This is a genomic window from Streptomyces sp. NBC_00239, assembly GCF_036194065.1.
Classification (GTDB): domain Bacteria; phylum Actinomycetota; class Actinomycetes; order Streptomycetales; family Streptomycetaceae; genus Streptomyces.
The window spans coordinates 8,317,613-8,335,349 of sequence record NZ_CP108095.1 but is presented as its reverse complement, the minus strand read 5'-3'; the positions used below and the strand labels follow the sequence as shown (position 1 = coordinate 8,335,349).

The 17,737-nt window shown below is 70.8% G+C and carries 14 protein-coding genes and 1 pseudogene; 10 read left to right on the top strand and 5 right to left on the bottom strand.

What is annotated here, in order from left to right:
- The first annotated feature begins 42 nt into the window (after positions 1-42).
- Positions 43-1,095, top strand: coding sequence for a hypothetical protein (locus OG764_RS36915; RefSeq protein ID WP_328972701.1), 1,053 nt, complete (start codon positions 43-45; stop codon positions 1,093-1,095).
- Here OG764_RS36915 and OG764_RS36910 read toward each other — a convergent pair.
- On the bottom strand, positions 1,069-2,115 hold the full coding sequence (locus OG764_RS36910; protein WP_328972700.1) for a helix-turn-helix transcriptional regulator: 1,047 nt from the start codon (positions 2,113-2,115) through the stop codon (positions 1,069-1,071). The two genes, OG764_RS36915 and OG764_RS36910, sit on opposite strands and share 27 nt — an antisense overlap.
- A 151-nt stretch (positions 2,116-2,266) precedes the next feature.
- Between OG764_RS36910 and OG764_RS36905 the strand changes: the two genes are divergently transcribed.
- The 3 genes from OG764_RS36905 (at position 2,267) to sbnA (ending at position 4,614) form a co-directional block, all read left to right on the top strand.
- Positions 2,267-2,494: a hypothetical protein gene (locus OG764_RS36905; protein ID WP_328972699.1), complete on the top strand. Its 228-nt coding sequence runs from the start codon at positions 2,267-2,269 to the stop codon at positions 2,492-2,494.
- 82 nt (positions 2,495-2,576) lie between these two features.
- Positions 2,577-3,614, top strand: coding sequence for an ornithine cyclodeaminase (locus tag OG764_RS36900; RefSeq protein ID WP_328972698.1), 1,038 nt, complete (start codon positions 2,577-2,579; stop codon positions 3,612-3,614).
- A gap of 16 nt (positions 3,615-3,630) precedes the next feature.
- A complete protein-coding gene (gene sbnA, locus OG764_RS36895) occupies positions 3,631-4,614 on the top strand; it encodes a 2,3-diaminopropionate biosynthesis protein SbnA (RefSeq protein WP_328972697.1) in 984 nt (327 codons plus the stop codon).
- A gap of 53 nt (positions 4,615-4,667) precedes the next feature.
- Here the strand turns inward: sbnA and OG764_RS36890 are convergent, their stop codons facing one another.
- A complete protein-coding gene (locus tag OG764_RS36890; protein WP_328972696.1) occupies positions 4,668-5,222 on the bottom strand; it encodes a GNAT family N-acetyltransferase in 555 nt (184 codons plus the stop codon).
- A 1,019-nt stretch (positions 5,223-6,241) separates the two neighbouring features.
- Here OG764_RS36890 and OG764_RS36885 point away from each other — a divergent pair.
- The 3 genes and pseudogenes from OG764_RS36885 to OG764_RS36875 all read left to right on the top strand — a co-directional run.
- The gene (locus tag OG764_RS36885; RefSeq protein ID WP_328972695.1) at positions 6,242-7,045 is read left to right on the top strand and encodes an SGNH/GDSL hydrolase family protein; all 804 of its coding nucleotides are present in this window, start codon (positions 6,242-6,244) and stop codon (positions 7,043-7,045) included.
- Positions 7,046-7,175: 130 nt separating this feature from the next.
- The gene (locus OG764_RS36880; protein ID WP_328972694.1) at positions 7,176-7,751 is read left to right on the top strand and encodes a hypothetical protein; all 576 of its coding nucleotides are present in this window, start codon (positions 7,176-7,178) and stop codon (positions 7,749-7,751) included.
- Between the two features lie 156 nt (positions 7,752-7,907).
- A pseudogene (locus OG764_RS36875) lies at positions 7,908-8,003 on the top strand (IS5/IS1182 family transposase); the annotation flags it as partial.
- Positions 8,004-8,071: 68 nt separating this feature from the next.
- Here OG764_RS36875 and OG764_RS36870 read toward each other — a convergent pair.
- On the bottom strand, positions 8,072-8,995 hold the full coding sequence (locus OG764_RS36870) for an RNA polymerase sigma-70 factor (RefSeq protein WP_328972693.1): 924 nt from the start codon (positions 8,993-8,995) through the stop codon (positions 8,072-8,074).
- A gap of 154 nt (positions 8,996-9,149) precedes the next feature.
- On the bottom strand, positions 9,150-9,623 hold the full coding sequence (locus tag OG764_RS36865) for a carboxymuconolactone decarboxylase family protein (RefSeq protein ID WP_328972692.1): 474 nt from the start codon (positions 9,621-9,623) through the stop codon (positions 9,150-9,152).
- 514 nt (positions 9,624-10,137) lie between these two features.
- On the opposite strand from OG764_RS36865, the gene OG764_RS36860 reads away from it, so the two are divergent.
- The 3 genes from OG764_RS36860 (at position 10,138) to OG764_RS36850 (ending at position 13,062) form a co-directional block, all read left to right on the top strand.
- The gene (locus OG764_RS36860; RefSeq protein ID WP_328972691.1) at positions 10,138-10,938 is read left to right on the top strand and encodes a maleylpyruvate isomerase family mycothiol-dependent enzyme; all 801 of its coding nucleotides are present in this window, start codon (positions 10,138-10,140) and stop codon (positions 10,936-10,938) included.
- A 571-nt stretch (positions 10,939-11,509) separates the two neighbouring features.
- Complete coding sequence (locus OG764_RS36855; RefSeq protein ID WP_328972690.1) at positions 11,510-12,430, top strand: hypothetical protein; 921 nt, start codon at positions 11,510-11,512, stop codon at positions 12,428-12,430.
- Positions 12,427-13,062, top strand: coding sequence for a hypothetical protein (locus OG764_RS36850; RefSeq protein WP_328972689.1), 636 nt, complete (start codon positions 12,427-12,429; stop codon positions 13,060-13,062). Before OG764_RS36855 ends, OG764_RS36850 begins: the two co-directional genes overlap by 4 nt.
- A gap of 197 nt (positions 13,063-13,259) precedes the next feature.
- Here OG764_RS36850 and OG764_RS36845 read toward each other — a convergent pair whose 3' ends face one another.
- Positions 13,260-17,585 (bottom strand): AAA family ATPase, encoded by a 4,326-nt coding sequence (locus OG764_RS36845; protein ID WP_328972688.1) that lies wholly within the window; start codon positions 17,583-17,585, stop codon positions 13,260-13,262.
- Positions 17,586-17,737 lie beyond the last annotated feature (152 nt).

The window sequence follows — 17,737 nt, the reverse complement described above, 5'->3', positions numbered from 1 at the left end:
CAAGAAGGGAGCACGGAATCAATACGGAAACGAGGAGGTGGCATGCAATCGGCGCCCTCGTTCGCGTGGCTGGACGAGTTCCGGCAGCTCGGGCCCGGTCAGCTGCAGGACATGACGGGCCGGCTGGCCGCCGTGGAGCCCCCGCTGTCGCCGGAGGGCCCTGATCCGGGCCTGCCGCTGCGGCCGATCCTCATGCGGCGGCGGCATCTGAGGGAGCAGGAGCGCATCGGCAGCACGCTCATCCGGCTGTTGGTGGCCGTTGCTCACCGGCGTGCCGCCGGTGACCCAGGGCGGCTGGGCGAGCTGTTGGACGAGGAGCCGCTGCCGGGGGCGGCCCTGGGCGCCGCCCGGGAGGGCGGCTGGTGTGCGGCGGCCCTCCCCCACGAGGGGGTGTGGCAGTTCACCGGATTCGAGCAGCGGCCGTCCGGTTCCGCCGTGGAGGCAGTGGGAGCGGTCGGCACGGCCCACGCCTCCTGCGTGGTGGCCGACCGGCTGAAGTCGAAGGGTGCTTCGATCGGATGCCCGGACCCTGCCCGGATCGGGGCGGGTGCGGTTCCGCGTACGTCCGGGACGGCGCAGGGGCGCTGGTACTCCAACCGCCTGCTGCTCGCCTGGCTGCACGAGGAGCGCACCGCTTTCGGGCCCCACCACGCACAACTGGTGGAGCGGCATGTCCCGGCGACGTACCCGGTGGCGGACCGCACCGTCCTGATCGGGGGCACCGTCACACCGCTGCTGGCACATCTCGTGGCCGAGCGGACCGGATACCTGCTCAAGAGCGCGCGCCCCGGTGCCCGGCCGGGCACCGTGCTCGGCCGGGCGACCAGTCCCGGCGCCTGGCACCGGGCGCTGGAAGACGCGGTCAGCGGGCGCACCCGGCTGGTGGCGCAGCGGCTGGCACCCTCGGGGCGGGTGGCCGTGCCGGTCGGGCGGGCCGACGGGACCTGGCGGCTCGAGGCCCTCCAGGCCCGGGTCGAGGCTCACTACTGCCGCGCCCGGTACGCCGGTTCACTGGTGCGCCTCCTTGGGCCCCCCGATGCGACGGGGGGCGGTGCGGCAGCCGGCCTGTCAGCCGTCCTCAGTCTCGACCCCTGACGGGCCGCCTTCCTGGTCAGAGCTGTCGAGCAGGTGGAGCCGGTGTGCGATGTAGCCGCCCTGGAACCGGCTGGTGGCTCCGAACTGAAGCATGATGGCGGCGATGTGCTTGCGGCAGGTGCGGACCGACATGCCGAGCCGACGGGCTATGACCTCGTCCTTGAGCCCTTCGGCGAGCAGTTTGAGGATGCTCAGCTTCACGTCGCCCGAGATGCCGCGGCCGGAATCCCTGTCGTTGCTGCCGGTGTCGAAGTCCTCGGCCGCCTGCCAGCTGCGTTCGAACACCTCGAGGAGGAAGGCGACGATGGACGGTTCGCGGACCACCACCGCAGCCAGCGGGTCGGCGTGGTCCGGTATGAAGGCGGTCTCGCGGTCGAAGATGATGAGCCGGTTGAACAGCTCGTTGGAGGTCCGCACTTCGGCACCGAGGCGGGTGACCTCTTCGACATACGCACGGGCCGGCTGGTTGTAGCGGGTGGTGCGCTGGTAGAGGGTGCGCATGGCAACGCCCCGTTCCAGCATGCGGCGGTCGCGCGGCAGGGCTTCGGCCAGGATTTCGGGGCTCCGCGCACCGCCCGGCTGCGCCGTGAGCACCTCGAAGCGACAGCGTTCCGCGGTCTCCTCCAGGAGCAGGCGGATCTTGTGCAGGTCCTTGAGCCGGTGGACACCGCCCGCTGCGGCGGCCATGCCCTCGGTGTAGCGGGCGACCAAGGCCTCTTTGCCCTCGGCGATGCGCGCGATGGCCTGCTGTCGCAGGGACACTTCTCCGACCAGGACACTGGTGAGTTCGGCCGCGGCGGTCTGCGGCGCCACCGACACGAACGTCCCCGGTTCGGTCGCGGATGCCCTGAGCAGCCGCATCTCCAGGAGTTTGGCAACGCTCCGTTCGACCTCCTGCGGAGTCATGCCGTCCGGACTCAGGTCATGAGTGGTCGGCAGGCCGCCTTTGCGGATGGCCAGGTCGTAAACAGCGAGATCCTGAGGTTCGAGATCGTCGAACCCTATGTCTATTTTATTCATATTGAGGCGCTTTGATAGGTGCTCACCTTACTGCGCTGCACGTTGGTGTGTGATCAACACTCTGTACCGAGCATAGGTGACCGGACAGGCTCGTCCTCATGGAGCCCGCCCCCTCGGCGAGGCTCGCACCTCGCCCGAAGGATGCACCGACATGCGCGCTGTCCCCTGCCCGTGGACCCGGTCGACCGCCCTGCGACTCGCGGGAGTGATCGCCGCGGCCTCGATCGCAGTTGTTGCCCACCCGAGCCCGTCCGCCTCCAACTCCGCACTTCAGACGGCGGTTTCGCACACGACGGACGCTCCGGGAGACGACACCGGCTGGGGGGTGGCGCCGCAGCAGTCGCCCGGCGACACCGGCTGGGGCCACCCCTCCATCTGACGGTCACCCGCACCTGTGGGGGCCCGGATCCGACGCCGGCGCCTCTCCCCCACCACAGCACAATCAACCCAAGGAATATGTCATGTCACCCCAGGCAAGGTCCGAACTCTTCTATCTGCCGCGAGCGGATGTGGCCCGGGCACTGAGCCACATCGACCCGGTTGCCGTCGCAACGGACGTGCTGAAGGCGCACGCACGCGGCGAGACCGACGTGCCGGACGAGGGCTATCTCGGCTGGACCACTCCCCAAGGACACAGCGCCCGCAGCCTCAACATGCCGGGCCTGATCCGAGGGCTCGAGCCCGTGGCAGGCACCAAGATCATCAACGCCTCGCTGGGCAACACGGCCCGGGGCGTACCACGCGCGGACGGCCTGACCTTCCTGTTCGACCCCGAGACCGCCCACCCTTACGCGATGATGGACGCCGCCCTGATCAGCGCCACGCGGACGGCCGCGGTGTCGGCCGTCGCCGTCGGGCTGCGCACCCGCCCCGCCCACCGACTGGCCTTCCTGGGATGCGGTGCGCAGGCGGACGCCCACTTCGGCCTCCTGCTGCCCCGGCTTGCGGGCCTCACCGAACTGACCGTGTACGACCGGGACCCCGCCGGCGCGGACGCGTTCCTGGCCCGGCACCGCACAACGGCCGAAGCAGCAGGGGTGCGGCTGACGGTGGCGGGGGCAGCGGAGGACGCGGTCCGGGGTTCGGACGTGGTGGTACCGCTCACTACCGTGACTGAGGGGTACATCCGCTCCGACTGGCTGCTGCCCACCGCCACCGTCGTCCACGTTTCACTGGACGACCTGGTGGCGGAGGTCGTGCTGGGTGCCGCGCAGGTCGTGGTCGACGACTGGCAGCTCGTCCGTACCGATCCGCGTCGTCTCCTGGGGCGAATGTACCGCGAGGGGCTGCTGTACGGCCAGGACGAGCCGGCGCCCCCGGGACCGGCGAAGCAGGTCGACGGGACCTTGGGCGAACTCCTGCTGAAGCAGGAACCGCTGGACGAAAGCGGTCTGACGGTGGTGAACCCGTTCGGCATGTCCGTCCAGGACGTGGCACTCGCGCACCGGGTGTTCACCGCTGCAACGGAGCTGGGCCTCGGCTCGCGGTTGCCCCGATGAGCCCTCTGGAGACGGCATGATCCACGACAGCATTGCCGGAGCTGTGGGCAACACCCCCGTCGTCCGCCTGGAACGGCTGTTCCGGGACCAACCGCTCGACGTCATGGCCAAGCTGGAATACCTCAACCCGCTGGGCAGCATGAAGGACCGGGCCGCTCGCCACGTCATCGAGAGCTGGCTCGCCGATGGCACGGTCCGTCCCGGCTCGCGGCTCGTGGAGAGTTCCTCCGGCAACTTCGGCATCGCCCTGGCCGCCCTCGCCCCGCTCTACGGACTGCGGCTGACCTGCGTACTCGACCCGAACACCTCCGCGACGAACCTCGCCATCCTGGACAACCTCGGGGCGGACATCGACATGGTGTGGGAGCAGGACACCTGCGGCGGCTACCTGGAGACCAGACTCGCCCGGGTGCGGCAGATCGTGGCCCGCGACCCGGACGTCGTCTGGGTCAACCAGTACGCCAACGACCTGTGCTGGCAAGCCCATTACGAACAGACCGCGACGGAAGTCCTCACTCAGATCCCCGGGGGGATCGACGTCCTGATGGCGGCGGTCAGCACCACTGCGACCCTCCAGGGCCTCGCGCGCCGGCTGCGCGCCCATTGGCCCACCCTGCGGGTGGTCGCCGTCGACGCGTTCGGCTCGGTCATCTTCGGCGGGCCGGCGGCGCCCCGGCGGCTTCCCGGGCACGGGTCGAGCCGGGTCCCGGAACTGGCCGCCACCCTCGAACACGACGACGTGGTCCTCGTACGCGACGAGGAGGCGGTCGCGGGCTGCCATGCTCTCCTGCGCAGCGAGGGGATCCTTGCCGGGGCGTCGTCGGGAGCGGTGGTCAGTGCGCTGCAGCGCATCGGGCCGTCTTTGCCGGACGGCAGCCGGGTGCTCACGCTCTTCGCCGATCGCGGGGAACGGTACATGGACCTCGTCTACGCCACCGGGGCGGCCACTGCCGACACTGCGCGGCCCGCGCACCTGAGGGAGCCCGTCGACGTCCACTGACCGGCTGGACTGGCACGCTCCGTGCAGCCGGGGCCGGCAGGGGTGCCTCTGCGTCAGCCGGTCCCGGCGGTGAGCATCGAGTAGACGAACATGTCGCGGCGCTCGTCACCCACTTGCTGCCAGCTGCGCAGCAGCCCCTCCCGGACGAATCCGGCGTCCTCGGCCGTCCGGCAGGACGCCGTGTTCCACGGCTCGACGAAAAGCTGGAGGCGGGGGATCCGGAGGTCGGCGAGGGCCCAGGTGCTGACCGCGCGCAAGGCCGCCGACGCCGCCCCGTGCCCGCGCGCGGAGCCCGCCACCCAGTAGCCGAGTGTGGCACGCCCCTGCGCGACCTCGCCGACCCACAGTCCGATCGTGCCCATCGGGCGGTCGTCGTGCCCACGCGCGATGACGAACGGATATCCGGTGCCGTGGACCGTGCGGTCCCACTGCCGCCGGACGAACGCCACCCCCTCGTCGTATGAGTAGACGGCGGGGACGGTGGTGATCAGCGGAATGTACGGATCGGTCGAGGCCTCGCGCACCAGGTCGAGGTCGTCGAGCCGCCAGGGGCGCAGCACCAGGGCGTCACCCGCGCTGATCCGCGGAACATCGGAAGGAAGGTCCATGCCCCCATCCTGCCCTCCCCCGCCCGGTGGTGCGGAGGGCAGGTCCCTCCGCACCACCGGGCGGGGGTCGTACCCAGACGACACGGGCGCAACATGCCGCCGGTCGCCAACGGCCGCCCCCTCTGCACCTGTTCCCTGGGCCGCCCACGTCGAGAACACCGGCCTCACTGCCGGCGGCCGGTTCGACTGGAGCCCGCCCCGGTTCCGGCAACTTCGAAGTCACGCTGGTGAATCGGGGCTCAGTACACCGTTCCGTTGGCGCGCTGGCCGGGCGAGCTGGACAGCGAGCTGATGGTGTTGTGCTTGACCCAGCCGCCGGTGGCCGAGCCGTCAGGGCTTCGGTTGTCGTGGGCGCCGAAGGCATTGATGCGTTACCGGTGCCGACCGTGGCGGTCACTTGTGAAATCGCTTTCGCGCCACACTCGGCTCGGGCCCCGCCACCTGGGTGGAGTTCCCCGGCCACGCGATGGCCCGGCCGCTGTTCGGGGATGCCGGCGCGTTCCCCGACATGGCGCACCGCCGGCGCTCGCCGGAGGCCTTCTACGCCGGCCCGGTCCGGCGGGAGCACCGCGATGCGGCCAACGCCACGTGGTCGACAGCGACAACGTCCTGCTGCTGCGCGGCCCGGGGTTCACGCCTCCGCCCGGCGCCGGTGAAGTGCTGCCCGACGTCGGAGCCGAGCACACCGGCATCATCTGGGGCGCCACGCGAGACGGCCCGGGAACTGGGCCCCTTTCGCAGGCTTCTGACAGGCCGACGCGAGGGCCTGCCCGACGGCTGCTCCGGCGGTGTGCCGCATGGCGCTGCGGCGGTGCCCCAGTTCCAGCAGGTGACAGGCGCTCCGGCGGGCGGCGCGGGAGGCGGGTTTGCCCGCGCAGGGCATGGGTCACCATCGCCCTTCAGTGGAGCGCACAGAAACAAACCGGTTCGCGCACCTATCGCGAGGGCGTCGAGCACTGCTACAAGAGTGACGCTTCAACAACTCCTGATCCCCACAACACGCCAAGGAGTTACTTGTCATGCACACGTCTAGCTTGGGACGGGTTTTGCCCGCCTTGCTGGCTCTGGTCGCCGCGACCCTGGGACTGACCCAGCACGCCTCCGCCGCCACGGCAGCAGGCGAGCGCTACGTCGCTCTCGGCGATTCCTACTCTTCAGGGGTGGGCGCCGGAAGCTACCTGTCCGACAGCGGCAACTGCCAGCGCAGCAGCAAGGCCTACCCCTCCCTGTGGGCGGCTGCCAACGCCCCGGCCTCGTTCTCCTTCACCGCCTGTTCAGGAGCGACGACCAGTACGGTCAAGAGCAGCCAGTTGACCCCGCTCAACAGCTCCACCACCCTGGTCAGCGTCACCGCCGGCGGCAACGACGTCGGCTTCGCGAACGTCATGCAGACCTGCGTCCTGCAGAGCGAGGCGACCTGCGTCAACGCGGTGAACAACGCCATCGCACAGGTCAACAACACCCTCCCCGGAAGCCTTTCGTCCCTCTACGGCACCATCCGCAGCAAGGCGCCGCAGGCTCACGTCGTCGTGCTCGGCTACCCGCGCTTCTACCGGCTGAACGGCAGCTGCATCGCCGGCCTGAGCGAAACCGAGCGTGCGGCGATCAACCGGGGCAGCGACGCACTCAACGGCATGCTCGCGAAGCAGGCCGCCAACGCGGGATTCTCCTACTCCAGCGTCGTGGACGAGTTCACCGGCCACGAGATCTGCTCGGGCGACGCCTGGCTGCACAGCGTCTCGGTGCCCGTCTCCAACAGCTACCACCCCACGGCCACAGGCCACTCCGGCGGATACCTGCCGGCCTTCCGCTCCGCCGTCTGATCTCCCCCGCCTGCAATCCCGGGACCATCCGCGCCCGGGAGTCGACGCGGGTAGACCGCAAGGGCGACCGCTCAGCACGCCCGCACACCTTCGCACCCATCCGCCGAAATCCGCACCAGGAGGAAAGCTCATGAAGTCTCCCGCGGGCCCCACCGGTCCCCAGGCCAGCGGCACGGCCACAAGTACCACACGACGGAACACACTCCGCTCCGTCCTCACCGCCCTCGCCCTCGTCCTCGGCGCGCTCTTCGCCCCCGGTGTCGGCGTCCTCGGCGGCGCCACCGCGGCCCACGCAGCCACCAAGATCAGCCACGCCACCGCGACCTCCAAGTTCCGCGCGTCCGGGATCACCTGGTCCTCGTCCGGCGGCTGCTCGGACCGCAACAACCCGACCTGTACGTCCTTCGAGCAGCTCAACCTCGCCACGGCGCAGGGCGCCCAAACCCTCAAGAGCGCCAGCGGCTGCGCGCTGAACATCACCGGCGGCACCGAGACCGGCCACGCCGGCGGCACCTACTCGCACTGGAACGGCTACAAGCTCGACTTCAGCAAGTACACCTGCCTCGGGAACTACATCAAGAACACATTCAGCTACATCGGGGTGCGCGGTGACGGCGCCCCGCAGTGGAAGTCCGGGGCCGGCAACGTCTACGCCGACGAAGGCAACCACTGGGACGTGACGTTCTACAACTGCGGCGGCTGCTGAGCCGGAGCCCGCTGCGTAGAGGGTGGGCGCTCTGCCCGGGCCTCCGGTTCGGGCAGAGCGCACGGACGCTCACGAAGGCACGCACGGGTACGGGCCGCGACTCGCTCGTCGGCGATGGCGCCGACGGTGCGGTCGGGGTTGAACATCAGGTGACCCTGGAAGATCTTGCGCGACTGCCGCCTCCACGGCGACGGTGTGCACCACGCGATGCGCGGCATAGCCCGCCTGCGCAACCTCAACCTCGCCGGATAGGCGCCGGCCACCTGGCGGCCGCTGACATGAGCTGCTGGTGGACGAGCCGGCCCACCCCAGTCCCGAGGTCATTTCGTCTGCGGGCGGGCCTGCTTCACCTCGCGGTCGACAGCCCAGGCGTCAGCGACCGGCCCGAGGTGGCCGAGCTTGTCGGGGTTGATCACCGAGCGGATCGTCTGGATCTGCCCGTCGAGCACCTCGAGGGCCAAGGTGTGGAGCACCTTGCCGTCACGGTCGCGGAAGATCGCTCCGGGCTGGCCGTTGACCTCGTGCGGCTCGAAGGTCACGTCGATCCGGGCCATCCGGGGGAAGACGGAGGCGAGCAGCCGGGCCACGTTCTCGGCGCCGATGACGGCTCTGGCCAGCTGCGGGGCCTTGCCGCCGCCGTCCCCGACCATCGACACGTCGGCGGCGAGTAGATCCCGCAGGCCGACGACATTGCCTTCGCGGAGGGCGTCGAAGAATCGCGTCGCCAGTTCCTGCCGCTCCTGACGGTCCGCTTCGAACCGTGGCCGTCCGGCCTGCATGTGCCGCCGCGCCCGTACCAGCAGCTGCCGGCACGCCGCCTCCGACCGCTCCACCGCCGCGGCGACCTCGTCGAAGCCGAAGCCGAACACCTCCCGCAGCACGAACACCGACCGCTCCAGCGGGCTGAGCCGCTCCAGGAGCAGCAGCGCCGCCATGGACACAGAGTCGGCCAGTTCCGCTGAGCGTGCCGGATCCTGATAGGGATCCGTGAGCAGCGGCTCGGGGAACCACGGCCCGACGTACTCCTCCCGCCTCACCCGCGCGGAGCGCAGCACGTCGATCGAGATCCGCGTCACCGTGGCGGACAGGAAGGCCTTGGTCGACGTGGGCCGGGTCGCCGAGCCGTCGAAGCGCAGCCAGGTCTCCTGTACTGCGTCCTCGGCCTCTCCCACGCTGCCCAGAATCCGGTAGGCGATCGAGAACAGCAGCGACCGCAGCTCCTCGAACTCCTCGACCTTGCTCACGCCGATTCCCCCTTGTAGTCCTCCCGCCCGGCCGTACTCGTCGGCGCGGGCATCTTCTGGTGATCATCCGGTCCACCGACGGCGCAGAGCAAGGCCCCCACGGCCGGGAACGCAGAGCCCGCGGCCCGGGCCCGGGCCGGTGACCGACGACCGTTCAGTGGAACTGCCCGACCTCGTAGTCGCCGGCCGGCTGCTGGGTGATGATGTTCAGCCGGTTCACCGTGTTCATGAAGGACACCAGGATCACCAGGGCGGTGAGCTGCTCCTCGTCGTAGTGCTCGGCGGCACGCGCCCAGACCTCGTCGCTGACCCCGCCGGCCGCGTCCGCGACCCGGGTCCCCTGCTCCGCCAGCTCCAGCGCGACACGTTCGGCCTCGGTGAAGACCCTGGCCTCCCGCCACGCCGCCACCAGGTTCAGCCGCACCGAGGCCTCCCCGGCAGCGGCGGCCTCCTTTGTGTGCATGTCGATGCAGACGGCGCAGCCGTTGATCTGGCTCACGCGCAGTGCCACCAACTCCTGCGTCGCGGCCGGCAGCGGGGATTCCTTGAGCGCCCTGCCCGCCGACATGAGGTGCTTGAGGGCCTTGCCGGGGTTCGGGCCGGCGAAGTAGTTCAGTCGCGCGTCCATCGTGTGCTCCTCCGTGGTCGTCAGTGGCTACACCCCCTGAGACGAGGTAGCCCCACGCCCTGTGACACGGACGCGTGTGACCCACGTCTCCCTGCTGCCGGAGTGTTCGGCGATGCACAGGCGGGGTTGCTGCCTCGCCACAGGGGTGCGGGCAATCCTCGATCAAGTGGCTGTTGTTGTTCCGAACTTGAGGACTGCTGGTCGAACGGGAGTCACCTGAACTCCCGACCCGACCGGTCCTCCCCCGCCATCGTGACGTCCGCGCCCATCACATCGAGCGGCAGCATGACCCCGCGCACCGGGTGGACGTCACGTCGCGAGGTGCCCCCGGCCGCACGGCGAGGCCAGAGCACCCACAGGCACGACGCTTGGGGTACCGCCACCACCAGCGTCCTCGCAGCAGTGCGCAGCTTGTCACCCGAGCGGTGGGAGGTGAGAACGCCCGCAATGGCCATCCGGCGGCGACTGTGAAAATCGTTGTCCGATCACGGAAGCACGGTGATAGACATCCGGCGTGGAAAAGAATCTTGAGTTCCCTGACCTGTTGCGACTGATCGATGAACGGTCGACCGCCTTCCGCGCCGTGGTCGCCGCCGCGCCCGGTCTCGACGCGCAGGTGCCGACCTGCCCCGGGTGGACGCTGTTCGATCTGGTGAAGCACCTGGGTGGGGGAGACCGTTTCTGGGCCGCCATCGTCGGCGCGGGGTCTGCCGACGCTCCCCCGGCCGAGGCCGTCGCCGCGCGCGCCGCGCTGGAAGTGCCGCAGGAACGTGAGGCCCTGCTGGCCTGGCTGGACGCGTCGACGCAGCTTCTGCTGGGCGCCCTGCACGCGGCGGGACCGGAGAGCGGCTGCTGGACGTGGTGGCCCGCGTCGCAGTCACCGCAGACCGCCGGCGGCACCGCCCGGCACCGGGTCCAGGAGACCGCGGTGCACACCTACGACGCCCAGCTCGCCGGGGGCTCCCCGCAGCCGCTGCCGGTCGAGCTGGCACTCGACGGTGTGGAGGAGTTCCTGTTCACCGTCTGCGCAACGCCGAGTGCCTGGCCGCACAAGCCCACGGCCTTCGACTTCCACGCCGCCGAGGGCCGCTCCTGGCGCCTCACCGTCGACGGCGACGGCGCACGCATCACCCGTATCCCCGCGCCCACCGCCGCGACCGGCGAAGACTCGGACGCAGCCGGCGCCTCCGTCCACGGCACGGCCAGTGAGCTGGTCCTCTACCTGTACGACCGGATCCAGGCCGAATCCTTGCACGTTGACGGAAACGCAGGGCTGCTCGACCTGCTCCGCGCCTGGGAGCCGGAGGAGAAGTAGGACGTAGGGGGGCGGTTGGCCGCGCCTCGAGCCGGTAGGACACGACTCTTCGCCAGGTTCGCCAGTCGCGGCACCGGGCTCAAACCCGCGAGGCGGCCTCGGGGCGTCACCAAGCCGACGCGTCGGCCGCAGGCTGCCGGGTCCGTGCGGGGGCCGGTGCGGCGGAAATCCCCGTTGGACCGGTCCGAGCACCATTGCGCCACCGGCGTTGTGGAGGCCGAAGACGTCGGGGCGGTGCGCCCATCGGGAACCGTCCGCTGGGCAGGGCGGCGAGCGGGCTCCCGGAACGCGGAGGAGAATGGGAAGCAGCTCACGGAGGGTCATGTTTGCCGTTGTGCGTCTAGCCCGCTCGCTGACCGCGGTGTTCTTGAGCACGGTGATCGCGTGGGGTACTGCTGTTGCCGCGGCCGCTCCCCCGGTGCAGGCGCGAGTCGCGGAAGAGCCCGCGATCGTGCTCACTCCGGCAGAGGGCCTGCCCGGAATCCGGGTGGGCGTCTACGGTTCCGGGTTCGGCGGATGCCATACGGAACCGGACGACGATGCCGCCCCCGTGACCGCCGGTACGGTAAGCGTGACCTGGGAGGGCGGCGGCCCCAGTGTCGTGGAGCCGGACCTCGACACGGGCATCATCGAGACGGACGTGACCGCTCCGTCCGACGCCTCCCCCGGCACTTACACCGTGACGGCCACCTGTAGCCTCGACGCATCGATCACCGCCTCGGCAACGTTCACGGTGCTGACAGGGTCGGAGAACCCGGGCGGAACCACCGAGTACTACCCGGCCGTGGAGCTGGACCCGGCCGAGGGTCCGGCCGGTACATCGCCCGTCTCCGTAGCCGGTTCCGAATTCAACTGTTTGGGTGTGGACTTGCTGTGGGACGGCGAACCACTGGATGCCGCCGCGGCCACGGACGGCGGCGAGTTCGCCACGCAGGTCGCGGTGCCGACCGATGCCGCAGAGGGGCAATACACAGTTCGGGCGCAGTGCGCGGCGGATCCGGGCACGGGAGCGGAAGCGACCTTCACCGTGACGGGCGCGGGCGAGGTCCCAGGGACGGTCACGGAACCGGGCGTCACAGACCCCGGTGACACCGACCCGGGCATCACAGACCCCGGCGACACCGACCCGGGCATCACAGACCCCGGCGACACCGACCCGGGCATCACAGACCCCGATGACACAGACCCCGGTGACACCAACCCGGACGGCCGGAACCCACCCACCACGACGACCGCCACGCCCGTCGGCTGGGTCGTCGGCCCGAGTGCCGTCGGTGTGCTGCTGCTGGCAGCCCTCGGCTTCGGGCTGCTCCGCCACGGTCACCGCGGCCCGCGCTGGGTGCACGAGCACATCAGCGCCCGGCTGCGCCCCGCCGCCGGTTCGGCGGACGTGGCCGAACCGCCGGACCCCGGCCCGGCGACCCATACCGTACGACTGGAACCACACCCGGACAATGCGGGCGTGCAGAGCATCGAGGAGGAACCCAGATGACCACGGCTCTCGATGTCCAGCCCCTCACCGTCCGGGCCGTCCTGTTCGGCGGCGAGGCGGAGCACGGCGTCGGCGCGCTCGTCGACACCCTGCACGAACGCAACGCGGCCGCGGGACTCCTGCCGGGAGTGCGCGGCCTGTCCGACGCGGCCGACCGGGCCGTCATCACGGCACTTGCCACCGCCGTCGAGGGGTTCCTCGGCCTGGACCTCGTCTCCCTGATCGGCGCGGGCTGGTCGAAACACGCGGCGCTCGGCGCTGCCGCCCGGCGAACCCGCCGCCACCCGGGCAGCGAGGAGATCGTGGCGCTGGCCACCCACACCGTCACGTCCGCCCACCACCCCCAGGTGGACGTCCTGGTGGACGGCGTCCGGGCCGCGACCGTCGACGTGGACCTCACCCTCGTGTTCCGGATCACCGGACTGGTGGCGGTGGTCCGCGACGGCAGGCTCACCGCCGTCCGGGCCGGGGACTGCGCAGTCGAGGCCACTCTCGCGGTCCGGCAGATCGTGGTGGCGGCGCGGCACGGCCGGGTGGACCTGCCTGCGACCCTGCGCCTGCGCGCCCCCGTGGAGCTGCTGCCGCCGGCGCCCGGAACGGCAGACGCCGCCGGCCACCCGGGCCGGTCGTGACCCGTGCGGGCGGCGCGGCGGCGACGACGACGACGCCATGGCCTACGGCAACTTCAGCCCCCGCGGGGGCTGAAGCCCGCGCTCAGCCGGCCCTGAAGGCTGTCGGCTTGGACCCGAGCGAGCGGATGATCGCCGTGGCCCGTCGCCGGTGGCCCCTGTTCGCCCCTCCGGTGATCAGGTGTTCGCCCCTCCGGTGATCAGGCCGCTTGCGGGCCGTTCCCTTCGAGCGCTGGAGGGGCCGTCGGCCCGGTGTCCGGTCCGGCGCCGGCGCCGGCGCCGGCGCCCGGGGTTCCCACAGGCCGGACGGGGCGGCTCTCTTCCGGTCCGGGCGCGGGCGTACCCGCGCCCATTGCCGCGGCCACCCCGGAGAGCAGCTCCCCGCTCTGGTCCTTGACCTGCAGCAGCCGCCGGGCCAGCTCGTCGAGGGTGCCGCGCCGCTGGGCCTCGCGCAGGATTCCGGCCGTCCCGGTGGGTGGCGCATCCGCCGTCGGCGTGGCACCCGCCTCCCCGGGTTCCGGCGGACCGGCCGCGCTTTTCAGGATCGCCAGCAAGGGCTCGTGCAGCTGCGGCTGGTCGGCGGCCGCCCGCCGGATGGCCTCGGCGAGGGTGTCCCTTACGACGTCCTCGGACGCGGGCAGACCCACCACCTCCAGGGTGTGCTCCAGTACCTTCGGGTCCTGCTCGGACACCTGGGCGGCGGCCAGGCGAACGAGCGCGGAGTACCGGTTCAGCTGTTCGGCGGGCATGGAACGCAGCTGCCGGGCCAGCTTGGCGCCGGCCTCCGTGTTCGCCTCGGGCGATGCGGCGTTGAGCTTGGCACGAGCCAGCAGCGCGCCCATCGCCTCAAAATTGCGGCCGATCCGGGTGGCCACGTCCTCGGCCTCCGCGAGGGCGAACTGGGCTTCGCGGATGTCCCCGTCCTCCTCGGCCAGGCGTGCGGACAGCAGCAGCAGCTCCAACTGCAGCTCGGGCTGCCTCCCCTCCTCCGCCCGGTCCACGGCGGCCTCCGCCTCGGCACGGGCCTCCGTGCGGCGCCCCTGCCGGGCCAGAGTCTCCACCAGCAGCGGGTGCAGCCGGCTGCCCGGCGTCCACGGGCGACGCTCGGCCAGCCGGACCGCGGCCGCGTCGACGAAGCCCTGGGCCAGCAGGTCCTCGACCTCGCGGGCCGCGAGCTGCTCCCAGTCCTCCTGATCGGCCTGGGCCAGATCCGTCTCCGGGATGTGCCCGCCCATGCGCGCGGTGAGGAAGGCGGCCGACCGGGGCGCCATGTCCTTGCTCGCCCCGGTCAGGAAGCGTTCGACTCCGGGCAGCCAGCGCTGCTCGACCTCCCGCGGGCTCTCGTTGCGCCGCAGCCGGTGGTAGATCTCCTCGGCGCGGGCCTCCAGCCCCCCGAGCTGCCGGTAGTACGTCACCGCAAGCCGGTCGACCGTCTTCATCAGCTGGATCTCGTTCTGGTCGGCGAGGCGCAGCATGATGCAGCGCAGGTCCGCACGGTGACGGACGGCCCCCGGCCCGGCCGGCTCCACGAGGTCGAGCCGGGACAGCAGGCCGAGCAGGTGGCGGGCGTGTTCCGGGCCCGCCACCTCGATCTCGCAGGCCTCGGCGAGCACGTCCTGGATCAGCTCCGGGGTGACGGTCCGCAGGGCCAGCGCCGCCTCGGCGAGCCGGCGCACCTCGTCGTCGACGATGTGGCGGAGGATGCGGTCGTACAGGAATCCCTGGACCAGCATCTGGTCGACTGCGTGGTAGAGGCCGCCGCGCCGGGCGGGGAGTTCCCCGATCAGCTTGGCCATCGACCCGGCCTCGTCGCCCGTGAGGACGGCGGCCCGCGCGGCCAGCGTCAGGCTGAGCGGATGGCCGCCCACCCGCTCCACGAGGGTCCGGGCCACGGCCTCGTCCTCGACCCCGTTGGAGACGAGGAGTTCCACGGCCGCGTCCGGATCCAGGTCGCCCAGCTCCATGGTCCACAGCTCGTCCAGGCGCCCCGGGTGCGGGACCGGCGCACTCCCGGAAACGATGAACCGCAGCCGCGGGTACACCTCCTGCAGTGCGGCCCAGACGGCCCACATCCGGCCGATCATCGGGGAACCGCGGTACTGGGCCTCCTCGAAGGAGTCCACCGCGATCACCAGGGGCGGGCCGGGTTCGCCCGCGGGGACGGCCACCGCCTCGGCGACCAGGGCGGCGACCCGCCGTACGAGTTCCGTCTCCCGGGCACTCGACTGCGTGTGGAACTCGGCGGACGAGGACCGTCCGAGGGTCCAGCGGGTGGCGGACAGCCCGTACAGTTCCTGGATCTCTTCCTCCTCCTCGCGCAGGGCACCGACCGTCTCCTCACATTCCCGGGCGAGCGCGTCGAAGGCGTCCCGGTGGTGCGGGAACTGGATGCCGAACTGCCGGGCGATCTCCGCGATCAGGGTGGCCGGCTCGTTGATGGAGATGGTCGGGCGGTCGAAGTCGACGTACGCGAAGGGGAAGCTGGGGCCGTAGTCGCGCAGGCTGCTCAGCAGGAACTTCGCGAGCAGGGTGCTCTTGCCGACGCCGGCGAGGCCGTGGATCAGCAGCGGGGGCTCGGGGTCCAGGACGCGTGCGCGGACGAAATCCTGTGGTCCGGTGGGCCCCCTCGGCCTCCCGGGCTTCCTGGCCCCCACCGGTCCGTCCGGTTCCTGGCCCGGATCCACCGGCCCGCGGTGCGGTTCCTCGGCGGGCAGGCCGACGTAGGCGCGTAGCTCGTCCAGCTCCGCGGTCCGCCCGTGGAGGGGGGCTCGGAGGAGCTGTTCCAAGGGCTGTAGCAGCCGGGTCCGCTCCATGAGCTGCTGCACGTCATCGGGATCGGGGAGCCCGGTCATGCCGGGCACCTGCGAAAGCCACAGCACGGCCTGCAGGGTGTCGGTGAGCTCGGTGGTGCGCTGGCCCTCCAGGGGCGGCGGGCTGCCCGCGAGGTAGGCGAGGGCCCGGGCCTCCGTGTCGCGGGTGCCCAGCCGGGCAGCCGGTTCGCCCGGGGGTGGACTGAAGTGGTCCCGCTGGAGTTCCCGTTCCGTGGCGCCTTGGACGAGGGCCTGTACTGCGTCGGGGGAAAGGTTCGCGGCCAGTGCCCGGAGAGCGGCCTCGGGGCCGGAGAGCCCGCGCAACGTTGCCTCGCGCACCTCGGGCTTGAGCACCCAGAGGGGATGCTCACCCATGCCGACCGTCCGGCAGTCGTCGACCAGTTCCAGCCGGGCGTTCCCACTGGGTGCGGTCTCGTCCGGCAGCAGCAGCCGTCCGGGGTCGAAGTGGGTCAACAGACAGGCCGCCTCGCGGTACGCCTGCCGCAACTCCGATATGAGTATGGGCTGTTGAGTCTGCTCTGCTTGCAGCTCCGCGCGCAGCCGTGGGATGAACTGCTCGTCGGCGTCGAGGGATTCGTAGACGCGTACAGCCGCCTCCGCTGCCGTGCAGATCCGCTGCATGTAGCTGCCCTCCCCCGGCCCCTGGGCGGCCCGCAGGGCCTCGGACACGGCGGCGTCCACGAGCGCGGCAACGCCCTCGAAGTCCGAGGGCGGGCCGGGCGGCTCCGGGGACCCGGTGAACAACTCGTTGAAGAATCCCCGCAGATCCTTCTCCTCCAGCACCCGCGCGGTGTCCCAGCACTGGTAGTTGCGTATTTCGTGGGGGAGGTGGGGCATCGACGGGGAGTAGCCGAGCAGCACCAAACGGGGCGCGGACTCCGGGCGGGCATTGCCGTAGATGGCTCGCGCGAGCTTTCCTATGCAGTCCCAGACGTCGGAGTTCACGTCCAGCCGGTCACATTCGTCGAAGACCAGCCAGAACCGCTCTTCCGAGGCGGTCGCCCAGCGCACCACGCTGTTCGCGTCGTTCTGGAGCCTGGCCTGTGGATCGTTCAACTGTGTTGCGTTCAACGTCGCAAGTCCGGTGCGGTGGTCGGTCGTGTCGGGGGCGACCCAGGTGGCCAGTTCCTGGAGCACCTCGGCGGCTGTGGACGTTCGCGAGAGCACCACCCGCACCGGGGTGAATTCGCAGTGCTGCGCGAGGTGCCGGATGTAGGAAAAGGTGTACGAGCGTCCGCTGTCCGGTGCGCCGTCGACCAGCAGCACCATTCCTCTCGGATCGTCGACGAGTTTCCGAACGCTCTTGCGGAGTTCCGCGCGGTCGATGAAGACCTCGGCTCCTCCGAGGACGGTGCTGAGGTAGTGGTCCTCGGAGCTTTTTTGCTCCAGGTCCTTCTGCAGGATTTCCCGGAACTCCCTGGCCATGGGCTCGGTCTCAGCCAGCATGCCCACCTTGGTATGGCGGATCAGGGTGTCGACCAGCAGGAACTGATCACGGATCTTCGGCTTCTTCCGCGTGATGGCCGTGACGACCTCGACCGCGTTCTCGCCTGATCTCCATGTGAGCGAGACGGATTTGATGAATGTTTCATCAAATCCGTAGGCTCGGAGGGTGGAATGGGGGTCGATGTTGTTCAGGAGATACGAACCCACCCATTCGGTGACGATGTCCCACTGGGGTTCGGTGAGCGGCATTCCGCACCTGCCCGGCCGCCCATCGAGGGCAGGGAGAGGACCGGCTGACACATTTCATGGAATCACTCGGTCTGTTCCGTCGCAAGACGGCTGATCAGGGTCCCGTCCGGGTCTCGTCCGGGTCGCGTACCGGACCGGCGGCCAGGCACTCG

What these genes read in the sequence shown, in the direction of transcription:
- OG764_RS36915 (WP_328972701.1), top strand. Translation starts at nt 43, where the DNA reads ATGCAATCGGCGCCCTCGTTCGCGTGGCTGGACGAGTTCCGGCAGCTC.
- OG764_RS36910 (WP_328972700.1), bottom strand. Translation starts at nt 2,115, where the DNA reads ATGAATAAAATAGACATAGGGTTCGACGATCTCGAACCTCAGGATCTC.
- OG764_RS36905 (WP_328972699.1), top strand. Translation starts at nt 2,267, where the DNA reads ATGCGCGCTGTCCCCTGCCCGTGGACCCGGTCGACCGCCCTGCGACTC.
- OG764_RS36900 (WP_328972698.1), top strand. Translation starts at nt 2,577, where the DNA reads ATGTCACCCCAGGCAAGGTCCGAACTCTTCTATCTGCCGCGAGCGGAT.
- sbnA (WP_328972697.1), top strand. Translation starts at nt 3,631, where the DNA reads ATGATCCACGACAGCATTGCCGGAGCTGTGGGCAACACCCCCGTCGTC.
- OG764_RS36890 (WP_328972696.1), bottom strand. Translation starts at nt 5,222, where the DNA reads ATGGACCTTCCTTCCGATGTTCCGCGGATCAGCGCGGGTGACGCCCTG.
- OG764_RS36885 (WP_328972695.1), top strand. Translation starts at nt 6,242, where the DNA reads ATGCACACGTCTAGCTTGGGACGGGTTTTGCCCGCCTTGCTGGCTCTG.
- OG764_RS36880 (WP_328972694.1), top strand. Translation starts at nt 7,176, where the DNA reads ATGAAGTCTCCCGCGGGCCCCACCGGTCCCCAGGCCAGCGGCACGGCC.
- OG764_RS36865 (WP_328972692.1), bottom strand. Translation starts at nt 9,623, where the DNA reads ATGGACGCGCGACTGAACTACTTCGCCGGCCCGAACCCCGGCAAGGCC.
- OG764_RS36850 (WP_328972689.1), top strand. Translation starts at nt 12,427, where the DNA reads ATGACCACGGCTCTCGATGTCCAGCCCCTCACCGTCCGGGCCGTCCTG.
- OG764_RS36845 (WP_328972688.1), bottom strand. Translation starts at nt 17,585, where the DNA reads ATGCCGCTCACCGAACCCCAGTGGGACATCGTCACCGAATGGGTGGGT.